We start from the raw sequence: 14274 nt of genomic DNA, 5'->3' as shown, positions 1-14274 counted from the left end.
AATATATGATTTTAATGGGACTGCTGCTCTCATCTTGTTTTATAGATAATATGTTAGGTGACTTGGTGGGTTTAGGTAATCTGAATGGTCTTGAACTTCTTTTCTGCTTGTTTTACATTTAATCAGACTGACGCACCGTGCCTTTGTAAGTATCCTGGAATATTCTGACCTTTTTTCTGCTTGTTTTACACATAATTAGGCTGACACCTTGAACTTTTATAGGTAATTTCGTAATCTTTGACCTCCTTTTCTGCTTGTTTTACACATAATCAGGCTGACCTCTTGCGCTTTTGTAGGTAATTTCGTAATCTTTGACCTCCTTTTCTGCTTGTTTTACACATAATCAGGCTAGCCTCTTGCGCTTTTGTAGGTAATTTCGTAATCTTTTGCCTTCTTTTCTGCGTATTTTACACATAATCAGACTGACACCTTGAGCTTTCGTAGGTATCCTAGAAGATTCTGACCTTCTTTTCTGCGTATTTTACATATAATCAGACTGACGCCTTGAGCTTTTGTAGGTATCCTAGAAGATTATGACCTTCCTTTCTGCGTATTTTACATATAATCAGACTGACGCCTTGAGCTTTTGTAGGTATCCTAGAAGATTCTGACCTTCTTTTCTGCTTGTTTTACACATAATCTGATAGACGCTTTTAAGATTGGCAGGTAATCTTAAGGAACCTGACCATGTCTACTACCCATATTACATATAATCTGAAACAGGCTCTTGGCTCTAGTTGGTTGTCTCGAAAAACATTACTCTGGTACTTCTCGAATGATATATAAATAGAGATTTTAGGTTATCTCCCTGGCTGAACCACAGCAAACTTCAGTTATAGATCAGAGATACCTGTTGCCGGCGGGAAAAGCCTGTGCTAAAACTAAGAAAACGCAAATTTTCGGGATTATCTCTCTGATTTTGAATCTGTCTTGGGATTCAAAATATCTTAAATCATTTCATAATAACGGACCGACCTATGTCTGGTCTGTCCTTTCGGAAAATTCGTGCTTTTCACCATATTTTTTGCAGGGGTCTTCGGAAGGATAGGAAACCTCCTGCATCAATTTAATTCATTGAAAACTCATAAAACATGTTTTATATTGAAAAACGGAAACAGCAGCCCCATATCAATGCAGTGACACCCTGCTTTTTATGCCGGAATCCAAATTGAACTGGAGACGGAAGGACTGGCCCTGGGAAAGGCAGAGGGTATTATAACTCTGCTGAAGGATCTGGGCGAAGTATCTGAAAAACTGCAAAGAAACATTATGGAGCAAAACGACACCGAAGTTCTGGACCCATGGATTAGATATGCGGCCAGGGCCAAGACAATTGAGGACTTTGAACAAAAATACAATAACTCCTGACCATACCCCAAAACCGAACATGCTAACAGAAAGAACTGCACACGGACATTGCAGACCTTCCCCTTTCTGTGATATAATCGAAAGCAAAAGAATTTGCTAACCGACACAGGAGGGAAAATCATGGCAGAAGAAATGAAAAACCAGGAAACTATGGACGACTTCGCAAAGGAGATCGATGCTTCTTTTGAAAGTTTCAGAGATGCGGATATGGACATCTGGGAGAAGCTGGAGAAGATGAAAGAGGACAAGACCGAATTTGACGTGACCATTGAGGGCATCGTAAAAGGCGGCGCTATCGCTTACGTGGAAGGCATCCGCGCTTTCATCCCCGTATCCAAGCTGTCCCTGCAGTATGTGGAAGACCCGGAGGAGTTCCTGAAAAAAACTCTGACTGTCCGTGTCTTTGATGTGAACGAGGAGGAGAACAACCTGGTCCTCTCAGCAAGAGAAGTCTTAAGAGAGAAAAGAGACGCTGAGAGACGTGAAAAAATCGCTGACATCAAAGTCGGCACAGTTCTGGAAGGCACTGTTGAGACACTGCAGAACTACGGCGCATTCGTGGACTTAGGTGACGGTATCTCCGGTCTGGTACACGTATCCCAGATCAGCCAGAAGAGGATCAAATCCCCGAAAGCAGTTTTATCTGTAGGCGATAAGGTAACTGTTAAAGTGATCAAGAATGAAGACGGCAAGATCAGCCTCAGCATGAAAGCACTCCAGGAAGTGCCGGAAGAGAAGGATGAGTTTGAAGATATCGAAATTCCGAAAAGCGAAGAGCTGACCACCACTCTCGGCTCCCTGTTTAAAAATATCAAACTGGATTAAGACAGGAGTACAGAACATTGAAAAAATTACTGAACCGGATTTTCGTGGATGGTTTGAGCGGCATGGCCTCCGGGCTTTTTGCCACGCTGATCATCGGCACGATCATCCAGCAGATAGGAAATCTCATTGGCGGAAATATCGGGACTCTGCTGTACCAGTTCGGCAAGATGGCTGCAGCCATGACAAGCGCCGGAATCGGTGTGGGTGTGGCCTGCAGATTTAAGGAGGCACCTCTTGTGGTGCTCTCTGCCGCCACCGCAGGCATGGTGGGCGGTTTCGCAGGTAAGATCACTGCGGGCGCCGTATTTGCAGAGGACGGTTCTGTCATCCTGTCCGGCCCCGGGGAACCTCTCGGTGCCTTTGTGGCCGCTTATGTTGCTATTGAACTGGCAAGGCTGGTAGCAGGCAGAACACGCCTGGATATTATCCTGGCACCCCTTGTGGGTATCCTCTCCGGTTCTGCTGTGGGCATACTTGTAGGCCCTCCCATCAGCCGCATGATGACACAGTTAGGCTCCCTTATCAACTGGGGAACCGAACAGCAGCCGTTTCTTATGGGCATCATCGTGTCTGTCCTTATGGGCATGATACTTACGCTGCCTATAAGCTCCGCCGCACTGGGCGTTATCCTGAATCTGTCCGGTCTGGCTGCCGGCGCAGCTACCGTAGGATGCTGCTGCAACATGGTAGGCTTTGCTGTGGCAAGTTTTAAGGAGAACGGGGTTTCCGGTCTTCTGGCACAGGGTATCGGTACATCCATGCTCCAGGTGCCCAACATAGTAAGAAAACCGGTCATCTGGCTGCCGGTAATCCTGTCCAGTGCGATTCTGGGACCCATCGGCACCATGGTATTTAAAATGACCAACAACGCCACCGGTTCCGGAATGGGAACCGCAGGGCTTGTAGGCCAGATCATGACATGGCAGACTATGGTTCCCGCAGAGGGGGGCGTACTCGTAATGGTGAAAATCATTGTGATCCATTTTCTGCTGCCGGGACTTCTGTCCCTGTTCTTCTGCAACTGTATGCGGAAGCTGAACTGGATCAAGAATGGTGATATGAAGCTGGAAGTGTAAAATATTGTCAATCCTATAAAATTTTCATTAACAATCGTCAAAAATGTGACAATCTGACGCTTTTGTGATATACTTGATAAAAGTGGGAAATCTTCCTGCCGGCAGTAAAATACACCTGACAGAGTGTCCTTGAACTGCCACGAATCACGAAAGAGGATGTGAAAAGAATGAGCAGCGCCCTTCATATTACCAATTACGAGGACGTAAACAGCTGGGAAACTCTGATGTTCCTGTACAATGCCGCATTGAAGGAAGTGGGGACCAAGATTGATATTCTGAACGAAGAATTTCAGCACATCCACCGTTATAATCCGATAGAACATGTAAAATCCAGGATTAAAACTCCTGAGAGTATTGTAAAGAAACTGAGGAAGAACGGATATGATTCCAATATCGAGAACATGGTCAAGTATGTAAACGATATTGCAGGTATCCGAATCATCTGTTCTTTCACTTCAGATATTTACCGCATAGCCGACATGATTGCAAAACAGACTGATTTGAAGATACTTTCCCTGAAGGATTACATCAAGAATCCTAAGGAGAGCGGTTATCAGAGTTACCATATGATTGTAACCGTACCCATCTTCCTGTCAGACGGAGTAGTGGAGACCAAGGTGGAAATACAGATCCGCACCATCGCCCAGGACTTCTGGGCAAGCCTGGAGCACAAGATTTATTACAAATTTGAGGGAAATGCTCCGGCCTATATAAGCAGTGAATTACAGGAATGTGCCAAAATAGCATCCCAGCTTGACCGCCGTATGCTGTCCCTGAACGAGGCAATTCAGAAGTGCAGCACCGGTTATGATAATGATTAGACGTCCGGGCCGGCCTTAAAGAGTGCCGGCTGTTAAGAAGTATGAAAGAGAGGCCCCTGGCTGCAGATATTCTGCATGCCCGGGGCCATCCTTTTATTTATCAGCTAAAGAGGTTCTTAAAGAACTCTATGATCTTATCAAAAAATCCCTGTACCTTTTCCTGGTTGATATCCAGCTTCAGTCCCAGGTCCTCAATCTTGTTATACAAATCCTTTGCCTGTTCCTTCAGGCTGTCCACGTCCAAATCCAGCCCCTTGATCTTCTCCATCAGATTCACAATAGCCTGTCTGTCCTCAGCGGAAAGATTGATTTCCATCTCATCTGCCGCCTGGTCCACCACGTCACCTATCTCATCCTCTGACATGTTCTGTGCCTCCACGACCTTTTCCTTGACCGCGCCCACAAGCTGCTCTGCCTTCTCGCTGTCTCCCACATTCTCAGCCAGCTTTCCTGTGATGACCAGCTCATTGGTGGCTGTGTCCACATTTTCCTGCTCCACTTTCTCTCCGGTCATGTTCTCGTAGGACTTAATGGCGCCTACAAGAGCTGCTGTCCCTGAGATCTTAAATGGTCCCGCAACTACAATATCCGCATCCTTGATGCCTGCTGTCACCAGGGCATTCTGGTACATACCGGTGGTACAATAGGAAATGTTGTGAGTTGTTACCTTGATTCCGTTCCCGTCCGTCTTGCCTTCTACCAGTACGGATGAGAGCGCTCTGGAACCAATCACACTCTTGTCCAGATAAGCATCCAGATAGTCGTGTTCATCCTGGTTGGTGATAGTGGCTACCGTATAATTTTTCAGGTCATCCTCTGTAACCCCCAGAAGCTCCAGTACGGTTGCACGCTCCTGCGCATTCAGATCCGCGCCTAATGATACATATGGTTTTTCCAGTTTGGCGTCCTCCCTGTCTGCCAGTACACTGACTGGTGATGCCAGCAGCATAATCCCCGCAGCCAGGAACGCAATTCCTCGTTTCATCATAATCATAACTCCTTTCATTTATCCCCTTGCAGCTCACAGGATGTCCCTGCTTGCTATTAAGAATAGCACAAATCGCCAAATCCTGCATCTAAAGTTTCTATTAAGTTACTGTTGTTACTGTTCACAATATTTGTATAGTGGGTAAACAAACTGCTTGCCCCAGGCACCAAAAAAGTGGTATGATTACTGTAACAGTAAAAAGATGCGGCATGATCAGCTGCTGCATCACGGAGGATTTTTATGGCAATCGCAAACCAAGAAATGATAAGAGACAACAACCGGCGTCTGGTCCTGGAGTATATCGTAAACAATCCGCCCATTTCCCGCGCTGCCCTGGCCAAGGAGCTGCACCTGACAAAGGCAACCATATCCAATATCGTACAGGAGCTTATGGACCAGAATCTGGTGGCTGAGATAGGGAGCGCCCAGACCGCCCTGGGCAGAAAGCCGATCCTGATGGAATTCCAGAAAAAATGCGGCTATGCCTTCTCCATTGACGTCCATCCCAGACAGATCATCACCCTGACCTCTGATCTGAAAGGTGAGGACTGCCATTTAAGGGAATACCCTTTCCGGGAGGAGGACTGCCTGCTTGAACTACTCCGCCGTATAATAAAGGAGACGATTCCACGGTGTCAGGATGCGCCTTACGGAATCGTGGGAATCTCCATCGGCATATACGGTGTTGTGCGGGATAATGAAATAATATTCACTCCCTATTATCCCCTTCCGGAGCCTCATCTCGGTAAAATACTGGCTGAGGAGTTTGGCATACCGGTCACTGTGGAGAACGAATCCAACCTGTCCGTGCTGGGCGAGTCCGCTTTCCACTATAATTATAAAAACATGATACATCTGAATATCCACGACGGTGTCGGCATGGGTATCCTGATCGATGAACAGCTCTACAAGGGCCGTGACGGCTACGCCGGAGAGTTTGGCCACACCATCCTGTTTCCCGACGGAAAGCCATGTCCCTGCGGCAATAACGGCTGTTTTGAGCTGTACGCCTCAGAGAGAGCCATACTGAATGAATATGCCGCACGCACACATCAGGATTCTGTCACCATTGACAGCTTTCTGAGAGCTTATCAGGAACAGAAACCCGAGGCGCTGGAAATGATGGATCTGTTTGTAAAATACATGTCCATCGGCATTAATAATATCATCAACACCTTCAATATTGACCTAATCGTGCTGAACAGCTCCTTCTCCAACTATATCCCTGACATCAACCGGCGGATCGTGGCCTATCTGGCCCGCCACCAGAACAGAGACTGCCGCATCATTCCATCAAAACTGCAGGATACATCAGGACTTATGGGCGGCATACGGCTTGGGACTGAGCACTTTCTGGATATCAAACATTTGAAAATACGGGTGCCGTTTAGTGACAATTTACGATAATTTTTTACATTCATAAAAGATTCGGTTTTCGTTCATGAATTCTTCACAACTTAAACATGATTTGCACATATTTGGGGAATATACTTATATCATAAAAATAATTCAAAACAAACATTATTTTTATATTTTCTTTTTCATATGTCGGTCGAAAGACCGGCTCTCCTTCCTTTAATATTTATAGAAAAAGCCATCGCCCGGTTTGGATATGTCCGGGCGATGGCTTTTGTTGTAAAGAATATTGAACCCTTTCCTCCCCCTGTGATTTGGCTGCGGCTGTGAAGCTGGGTGTGGATATGGGGTGTGGAATCTGCTGGGGTTACAGGAGGTTCAGGATATCGCGGATGTCTTTTAGGATGTAATCGGCGCCGGCGGTTTTGAAGGTTTGTTCGGTCTCATGGAGGCAGTGGGTACGGGCCTTGGGGGTGAGGGATTGGTATTGCTGTTCCGTGAGGGCGAGGACGGAGCTGCCTTCCAGGATGCCTGCGGTTGGCATTCCGGCGTTTTTGCCTTCTTTGATGTCAGCTACGGTGTCACCTACTTTGAGAACGCGGCGGACATCCATCAGGTGCATGGATTCCATGTTGCGGAAGATCATGTAGGGGTAGGGTCGGCCAATACCGCCTACGTCGTCGGGGCTGAACCAAAAGTCAGGGGCATATCCCTGCTCTGCGGCTTTGGGGGCTACGATTTTCATCATTTGTTCTGTGTATCCTGTGGTGGAGCCTATCTGAAGACCCAGGCTTCGGAGTTTTTCTATGGTCTCCGGGACGTAGGGCTTGGGGGCAGCGAAGTCGGGGAGGATTTCCAGTATTGCTGTCTCGCTGTGCTCGTAGACCTCTTTTACATCCTGTTCTGTGAAGGGAGCGCCGTGGATCTGATACCATAAATTACGGATGCGTTCCATGGACAGCATAGTGCGAATGTGATCTATTTTCAGCATGCCCATGGGGGCACGCACCTCCTCTATGGTGGGGGTGATGCCGAATTCTTCAAAGGCTTTTATGAATGCCTGTACGGGTGCGAAGCTTCCGTAGTCTACTGTGGTTCCTGCCCAGTCAAATATAACTGCGTCAAATCTGCTCATCTCTTGTCTGCCTCCAGAAATTCTTTGATAATGTTATAGAGGTTTTCCATGTCTTCATGGTAAATCTCGCCTATGTTTCCTATGCGGAAAGTATCCGCATCTGTGACTTTGCCGGGATAGATGGCGTAGCCTCTTTCTTTGATGTACCGGTACATCTCCTGAAAGGAGAAGTGGCTGCCTTCCGGGTAGTAGAAGGTTGTGATGATGGGGCCCTGGTATTTGCCTTCTATGTAGGGACGTATGCCCAGTTCTGCCATTTTTTCAATGAGATATCGGTTGTTTTCCTCATAGCGTCTGGCACGGGCCGGGATGCCGCCTTCCTCCTCCAGTTCTTCAAGAGCCTTGGCGAAGGCCAGAACTACATGGGTGGGGGATGTGAAACGCCATTTTCCGTCTTTGTTCATGGTCAGCCACTGGTCGTACAGGTCCAGGGACAGGCTTCTGGCTTTTCCGCTGCTGTCCATAAGTTTGTCTTTTCTGCAGATGATGAAGGAAAATCCGGGGACACCCTGGATGCATTTGTTGGCACTGCTGATAAGAAAATCAATGCCCCAGTCTGCTGCCGGGATATCCACACCGCCGAAGCTGGACATAGCATCCACGATAAAGGTCCTTCCCATGTCTTTTACCACTTTTGCAACAGATTCAATATCGTTTAGGATACCGGAGGTTGTTTCGCTGTGGACCATGGATACATGGGTGATCTCTGGGTCTTCTTTTATGATCTTTTTGATGATCTTGGCTGAGGGGACTTTGTCGTATTCCTCACGGTACAGCACATAGGGAATACCTGCGTGGGCAGCAATGTCTGCCATTCTCTCGCCGTAGGCACCGTTTGCGGCAATGAGAAGTTTGTCGCTCTTGCCGATCACACTGGTGAGGACGGACTCCACGCCGAAGGTGCCGCTGCCCTGCATCAGGACAACTGTGTATTCCGGTTCGGTTACATGAGCCAGTTTCAGAAGCTGGCTGCGAATACTAAGAGTGATTTTTTTGTAGTCATCATCCCATGTGCAGTGGTCAAAAAGCATCTCTTTTTTTACGGTGTCTGTCGTGGTCAGAGGACCTGGGGTTAATAATTTATAGTTTAACATGTTTCTATTCTCCTGTATGTGATTTTATTGGTATCTTTCACAGCCTTCGTTTATTTACATTCTTCCGAAAGCTCCTGGTGCCGTTCCAGTAAGGAAACGGTGAGTTTCTCTGGAAATACTTTTGGGTAGGCGGACATATTTTCAGGGTCTGCCTCCTCGCCCTCGTAGATAGGGTTCGGATATGTCCTGATCAGCTCGCTTCTTCCTTTTTCCACAATGCACTGAGCCATTTCCATGGCCAGAGGGTTCGCCTCTTTTTTGTCAATGACTGCAACGGACTCTGTGAGGGAGAAGTTGCCCTCTTTTGGGTCCACGTAGTCCACGGGAAGGCCGTCTTTTTTGTCAGCAACTGCCTGGTGGCGGAGGCCGAATCCCACTGCCACCTCACCGGCACGGATTTTCTTAAGCGGCGCAGAGCCTGAACTCTCGATGTGGGGGCCGGCATTTTCATAGATGCCTTTCAGGACGTCTTTGGCACCGTTCTCGCCGTATTCACTGACAAGCGCCTGCATAAGAAGCCATGCTGTGGATGAACTTTTGATATCTGTCACGGATAGCAGGTCTTTGTATTCCGGTTTTGTCAAGTCTTTCAGGCTCTCCGGTCTGTCCAGGTTGTTTTCGCTGAGCATCTCTGTGTTCAGGATAATGGCGCCCTCCTGGGAGGTGATGGGTGCATAAAATGCCGGAAACTCAGTGAGGGTTTTATAGTCAAAGGTCAAATCCAGGAACATATTGTTCTGCTCCTGTGCACTGTCCAGATAGAAAGAGCTCATGGTTACCATGTCCGCCTCAATATCTTTCCCCTCTGCCAGCAGTTTGCCGCCCAGTTCTGAGGTGCCGAAGGTCTGGAACAGGTACTTTCCCTCATAACCGTTTGCATCCAGTGTCTCTTTCATAGCCTCCACAGCCTCGTCATCTGCATTGGAATAGATTACTACCTGTTTCTCACTGCCCGAACCGCACCCTGCAAGAACGGATGCCGCCAGGGCTGCTGTCATCATAAATGCTGTCACTTTTTTCATTTTCATACTTTCTGTACTCCTCTTTTCTTTTTTAATATGGATGATTCCAGGATCTTTCCAGGATGGAATTCTCTCTGGGACAGGTATCCCACTAGTCTTTTCACCACCAGATTCGTTGCCAGGATCAAAAGGGACAGGACGAATATTTCATTGAATCTGGTGTAATACTGCAGCTCTTTTATTTTGGTGGTGATGACCATGGTTCTGGCTCCGGCGATAAAGATGACGGCGCTGACTGTCACCATGGCATTGACAAAATAGTAGCTGAATACCTCCAAAATGGTGGAGCGCATGTTTGGCGTTACGATCCTGAAAATGGTTTTCGCCCAGGAATCCCCCATCAGGAGGGCTGTTGTCTCCCAGGAACTGTTGAGCTTTTCCAGGGAGTTTTTCATCATCAGGTACGGGGTGGAAAAAAAATGTACCACATTGCACAGGATGATAAGCGCTAAGGTATTCTGCAGCGGTGTACCTGTAAAAATAAGCAGAAATGCTATACCGATCACCATGCCCGGAATCGTGTTGGTGACCAGGGCAATGCTCTCAATGATGCCCTTCCACCTCCTTCCAAGCTGGCTTCTGGCCGTGGCAAGGGCCGCTCCATAGGTGGTGACAAGTCCTGCCAGCGCAGTCAGCACTGCCATGAGCAGGGAAGTCTTAAATACCCCCAGCAGACTGCTGTCCCGGAAGACTTCCGTCACATGAGACAGGGTAAAATTTGTTCTGTAGGGCCATTCCTCCACAAAGGGAACCACAAAGATCACGGCAAATACGGAGAGGATCACAAGCAGAACTACACCGCTTGTCAGGCCGCAGAAAAAATCTCTTCTCCTGTTCTGTCTTATCTCTATGGCGGAAATCTTGTTGTACCGGACATTGTAGCGTTCCAGCCAGTGAAGCAGGGAAATGCTCAGCACAGAGGGGAGCAGCATCATCATTGCCACTACCGCTCCATTCCGGAAATTTGGCACACTGCCAAGCATTTCGTTGTAAAGAACGGTTGCCACAACCTCAAACTTACCTCCCACCGACGCGGGAATCCCGTAGTCAGTAAAACACAGAAAAAAGCACTGTATCATGGAGGCTGCGAGAGTGCCCAGAAGTGGGCGCACCACGGTTCCCATAAAGGTGGCAAAAGGTTTATCTCCCATGACTCTTGAGACCACCATGAATTTTTTATCTATGTAGCTCATGGTGTTCAAAATAAGCAGGAAGGAAACGGGAAGTGTATAGATCACATACCCCAGAAGCAGGCCGTTAAAGCCGTAAATCTCAAAGATCTGACGTCCGAAAAGCCTCGTCAGAAGTCCCTGTTTGCCGAAGGAGTAAATAATGGCAAACCCATAGGTAATTGTGGGGAGCAGCATGGGAAGAACCGCCAAAGTACGGATCAGTTTCTTTGTCCTCTTTTTCAGATTGGTGTAATGGATCGTGTAAGCCAGGAAAAATGCCAGCAGAGTAGCCAGAAGCGCACTGCACACGGAAATCCACAGACTGTTCAAAAGTGCCCTGCCGAATCCTTTTCCGGTCAGCACTGCAATGTAGTTTTCCGCGGACAATCCATCTGTCCCCTCAAAGGATTTTCCCAGCAGCCTTACTATGGGAACTGCAAGAAATATCAAAAACAGGAGGACCACCAGTACATAAATCACCTTTATTTCCTTTTCATTTCTTTTTATCATACAGTCACACCACCTGCAGACTCACCTGCTTATCCTGGCGGAACAGCATGAAAATATTGTTTTTCTTGATTTCCAACTGGTTCAGGATGAACTCTTTTACAAAGAGGTTCTGCGGAGCAGTTATGATTTCCTCCGGACATCCGTACTGGGAAATGGTTCCTTTGTTTACAATCAGCACTTTATCGGACAGGGTCAGCGCCTCCTCCGGATCGTGGGTGACGATGATGGTGGTCAGATGGAATTCCCTGGCGATCTCTTTGATCTTCTCCTTGATGGATTCCTTGATAACGCCGTCCAGAGCACTCAGAGGCTCGTCCAGAAGAAGGATCTTAGGCTTCATCACCATGGTTCTGGCCAGCGCCACACGCTGCTTCTGGCCTCCGGAGAGCTGTTCTATCTTCTTCTCCAGATGCTCCTCAAGCCCCAGAAGATGAATGAATTCCTGTACTTCCTTCTCGCTGGATATGTCCGGTTTGTTTCTGAGGCCGTATGTAATGTTTTCATATACATTTAAATTGGGAAACAGGGCATAATCCTGGAATACAATATTAAATCCGCGTTCCTCCATAGGTACGTCTGTGATATCTTTGTCGTTAAATATGATCTTTCCTTCATCTAAATCCGTAATGCCCAGTATCAGGTTCAAAAGTGTTGTCTTGCCGCATCCGGACGGGCCCAGTATAGAGACGATTTCTCCCTCCTCGATACAAAGATTGATATTCTGCAAAATGGTGACCCCGTCATAGGATTTCTTTACATTCTGAAGTTCTAACATGAAATGTATTCTCCTTTCCTTTCATGTACAGCGCTGCTGCTGACAATGCCTATTAAACTGCATTTTCGTCTTTTCATCCATCCTGTTTTCGTAAGCTCTTCGTTAAATGCCTGTAAAGCAGGCCGGGACGTCCTGTTTTACAAAAACTGTCTGTGGATTTAACAATGGGATGATAGAACTGTTTCCTATATGAATGTATGATGAAAAAAGCACTGAAGGAGCTGGATGGATCAGAAAGCAGTAGGGAAAAAGGCGCTCGCGCAAGAGAATCCGTCAGGCGGCTGAAGAATTTAATGCTGCTGAGGAGCGAAGGTCATCCTGCCGGGAGACCCGAACCAGATTGACCATCCTTTTCCGGATGAGAGGACTAATGGCCTCAGCTCTGCATAAGAATATATGAAAGGAAATCCGCTCTGCTGTCAGATCACCCTCACAGCAGATGAATGCGAACATTCTGACCCGGCTACAGATGCCGTCAGAAGGGTAAAAGAAAAGAAATATGAATGAAAATATTTATAAGGAACTGAAGAAATTCGAAGAAGTGAAAGCATACATGGAACAGGGCAATCACAGCCTGGGTGTCCTGGGCTTCACGGAGCACTCCTGCCGGCATGCCGTCAAGGTTGCTGAGACAGCAGGAAAAATACTGAAAAAACTTGGATATGGAAAGCGTGAAGTGGAGCTTGCAAAAGTGGCCGGACTCCTTCACGATGTGGGAAACTGTATCAACCGCAGCGACCACGCCCACAGCGGTGCGCTTATGGCTATGCACATTCTTCAAAAATATAAACTTTCGCCAAGGGACACTGCAGTGATCATAAGCGCCATCGGTCAGCACGATGAGGGAACCGGCAGCGCTGTAGATCCGGTCTCCGCGGCTGTCATTCTGGCTGACAAGACAGATGTGCGCCGCAACCGAGTGCGCAACCCCATACGGGAAAATTTCGATAAGCACGACAGAGTCAATTATGCTGCCATCTCCTCCGCACTCTCCATTCATATGGATAAAAAAATCATCCAGCTCAATATTGAACTGGATGAAGAGATTTGTTCCATTATGGATTACTTTGAGATTTTCATGCAGCGTATGCTCATGTGTAAACGGGCCTCGGAAATGCTGGGCATGAAATTCAAGCTGATGGCAAACGGCAATAAGATCTGCTGATACCGCCGTTGTTATTCTTTTGCGGTATTTCCGTCTGCAAGGGCATTTGCCAGTCTCGCAAAGTCCGCCAGCGTCAGTGTCTCTCCCCGGATACCGGCCTGAAAACCGCAGGATTCTATGGTGCGCTGTATTTCCTCTTTGGAAAATGACAGCTCCGGAGAATTGTTCAGTCCGTTAGCCAGTGTCTTCCGCCTCTGGTTAAAGGAGGCTCTGATCAATCGGAACATGAGCTTTTCATCCCTTACGTCCACAGGCGGTTCTCTGTGGCGTGTCAGGCGTATGACCGCACTTCCCACTTTCGGTCTCGGCATGAAGCAGTTTGGAGGCACATTTGCCACAATGTACGGATCAGCGTAATACTGGACTGCCAGAGACAGGGCGCCGTAGTCTTTGGTTCCCGGTCCCACCTGCATGCGGTCTGCTACCTCTTTCTGCACCATAACCGTGATGGATGCAATAGGAACATCGCTTTCAAATAATCCCATGATAATCGGCGTCGTAATATAATATGGCAGATTCGCCACAACTTTGATTGGTTTTCCAGCGTTGTGCTCCTCTGCCAGTTTTTTGATATCGACTTTCAGAATGTCTTCGTTTAATATGGTCACATTCGGAAATTCCTGAAGCGTATCTTCCAAAATAGGAATCAGCGTCTTGTCGATCTCTACCGCATATACCTTTCCGGCGGCCTGTGCCAGATACTGGGTCATGGTTCCGATACCGGGGCCTATCTCCAGCACAAAGTCATCCTTTGTAATATGTGCGGCATCTATTATTTTGTCGAGTACATGGGTATCGATTAAAAAGTTCTGCCCGTATTTTTTCTGAAAAACAAAATCATATTTCTGCAGGACCTCTATGGTCCTTTTCGGATTTCCCAGGTATGGGGCTGTCATCTTTTCATCTCCCGTCATAATTTAATGTTCCCCGGCAGGCCGGAGTTTACACACTCCAATTCGCTGCCGGG

The 14274-nt window shown here is 47.4% G+C and carries 10 protein-coding genes and 2 pseudogenes; 6 read left to right on the top strand and 6 right to left on the bottom strand.

The genetic code is table 11. The features are described from left to right. Positions 1-1488: 1488 nt before the first annotated feature. The 3 genes from V8Q34_RS04945 to V8Q34_RS04935 all read left to right on the top strand — a co-directional run bounded on the left by V8Q34_RS04945 (position 1489) and on the right by V8Q34_RS04935 (position 4090). Positions 1489-2193 (top strand): S1 RNA-binding domain-containing protein, encoded by a 705-nt coding sequence (locus tag V8Q34_RS04945; protein WP_118743499.1) that lies wholly within the window; start codon positions 1489-1491, stop codon positions 2191-2193. A 17-nt stretch (positions 2194-2210) separates the two neighbouring features. Beyond that, positions 2211-3269, top strand: coding sequence for a PTS transporter subunit IIC (locus V8Q34_RS04940; protein ID WP_335834956.1), 1059 nt, complete (start codon positions 2211-2213; stop codon positions 3267-3269). Between the two features lie 167 nt (positions 3270-3436). Then, positions 3437-4090, top strand: coding sequence for a GTP pyrophosphokinase (locus tag V8Q34_RS04935; RefSeq protein ID WP_181014537.1), 654 nt, complete (start codon positions 3437-3439; stop codon positions 4088-4090). Between the two features lie 100 nt (positions 4091-4190). On the opposite strand, the gene V8Q34_RS04930 is transcribed toward V8Q34_RS04935, so the two are convergent. After that, a complete protein-coding gene (locus V8Q34_RS04930) occupies positions 4191-5078 on the bottom strand; it encodes a DUF1002 domain-containing protein (RefSeq protein ID WP_054352998.1) in 888 nt (295 codons plus the stop codon). Between the two features lie 240 nt (positions 5079-5318). On the opposite strand from V8Q34_RS04930, the gene V8Q34_RS04925 reads away from it, so the two are divergent. Continuing rightward, positions 5319-6485: an ROK family transcriptional regulator gene (locus V8Q34_RS04925; protein WP_103732851.1), complete on the top strand. Its 1167-nt coding sequence runs from the start codon at positions 5319-5321 to the stop codon at positions 6483-6485. 316 nt (positions 6486-6801) lie between these two features. Here V8Q34_RS04925 and phnX read toward each other — a convergent pair whose 3' ends face one another. From phnX to V8Q34_RS04900, 4 genes and pseudogenes are all read right to left on the bottom strand, one after another. Continuing rightward, on the bottom strand, positions 6802-7569 hold the full coding sequence (phnX, locus tag V8Q34_RS04920) for a phosphonoacetaldehyde hydrolase (RefSeq protein WP_335834955.1): 768 nt from the start codon (positions 7567-7569) through the stop codon (positions 6802-6804). After that, the gene (phnW, locus tag V8Q34_RS04915; protein ID WP_103732235.1) at positions 7566-8663 is read right to left on the bottom strand and encodes a 2-aminoethylphosphonate--pyruvate transaminase; all 1098 of its coding nucleotides are present in this window, start codon (positions 8661-8663) and stop codon (positions 7566-7568) included. The genes phnX and phnW overlap by 4 nt, the downstream gene beginning before the upstream one ends. A 50-nt stretch (positions 8664-8713) precedes the next feature. Next, positions 8714-11367 (bottom strand): annotated as a pseudogene (locus V8Q34_RS27505) (extracellular solute-binding protein). A 4-nt stretch (positions 11368-11371) separates the two neighbouring features. Beyond that, positions 11372-12142, bottom strand: a complete 771-nt coding sequence (locus V8Q34_RS04900) for an ABC transporter ATP-binding protein (RefSeq protein ID WP_033140642.1) — start codon at positions 12140-12142, stop codon at positions 11372-11374. Positions 12143-12445: 303 nt separating this feature from the next. Between V8Q34_RS04900 and V8Q34_RS04895 the strand changes: the two are divergent. Both V8Q34_RS04895 and V8Q34_RS04890 read left to right on the top strand, forming a co-directional pair. Then, positions 12446-12649, top strand: a pseudogene (locus V8Q34_RS04895) (PhoH family protein); the annotation flags it as partial. Further along, positions 12642-13307, top strand: a complete 666-nt coding sequence (locus V8Q34_RS04890) for an HD domain-containing protein (RefSeq protein WP_335834952.1) — start codon at positions 12642-12644, stop codon at positions 13305-13307. The pseudogene V8Q34_RS04895 and the gene V8Q34_RS04890, both read left to right, overlap by 8 nt. 11 nt (positions 13308-13318) lie before the next feature. On the opposite strand, the gene rsmA is transcribed toward V8Q34_RS04890, so the two are convergent. After that, a complete protein-coding gene (gene rsmA / locus V8Q34_RS04885) occupies positions 13319-14203 on the bottom strand; it encodes a 16S rRNA (adenine(1518)-N(6)/adenine(1519)-N(6))-dimethyltransferase RsmA (RefSeq protein WP_103732240.1) in 885 nt (294 codons plus the stop codon). Positions 14204-14274 lie beyond the last annotated feature (71 nt).

This window comes from Blautia sp. JLR.GB0024, assembly GCF_037000545.1.
Taxonomy (GTDB): Bacteria; Bacillota; Clostridia; order Lachnospirales; family Lachnospiraceae; genus Blautia; species Blautia celeris.
This window is presented reverse-complemented; position numbering and strand designations above follow the sequence as displayed.

Coding starts and splice junctions, on each gene's coding strand:
- rsmA (WP_103732240.1), bottom strand. CDS start 14,203: ATGACAGCCCCATACCTGGGAAATCCGAAAAGGACCATAGAGGTCCTG.
- V8Q34_RS04900 (WP_033140642.1), bottom strand. CDS start 12,142: ATGTTAGAACTTCAGAATGTAAAGAAATCCTATGACGGGGTCACCATT.
- phnX (WP_335834955.1), bottom strand. CDS start 7,569: ATGAGCAGATTTGACGCAGTTATATTTGACTGGGCAGGAACCACAGTA.
- V8Q34_RS04925 (WP_103732851.1), top strand. CDS start 5,319: ATGGCAATCGCAAACCAAGAAATGATAAGAGACAACAACCGGCGTCTG.
- V8Q34_RS04945 (WP_118743499.1), top strand. CDS start 1,489: ATGGCAGAAGAAATGAAAAACCAGGAAACTATGGACGACTTCGCAAAG.
- V8Q34_RS04890 (WP_335834952.1), top strand. CDS start 12,642: ATGAATGAAAATATTTATAAGGAACTGAAGAAATTCGAAGAAGTGAAA.
- V8Q34_RS04935 (WP_181014537.1), top strand. CDS start 3,437: ATGAGCAGCGCCCTTCATATTACCAATTACGAGGACGTAAACAGCTGG.
- phnW (WP_103732235.1), bottom strand. CDS start 8,663: ATGTTAAACTATAAATTATTAACCCCAGGTCCTCTGACCACGACAGAC.
- V8Q34_RS04930 (WP_054352998.1), bottom strand. CDS start 5,078: ATGATGAAACGAGGAATTGCGTTCCTGGCTGCGGGGATTATGCTGCTG.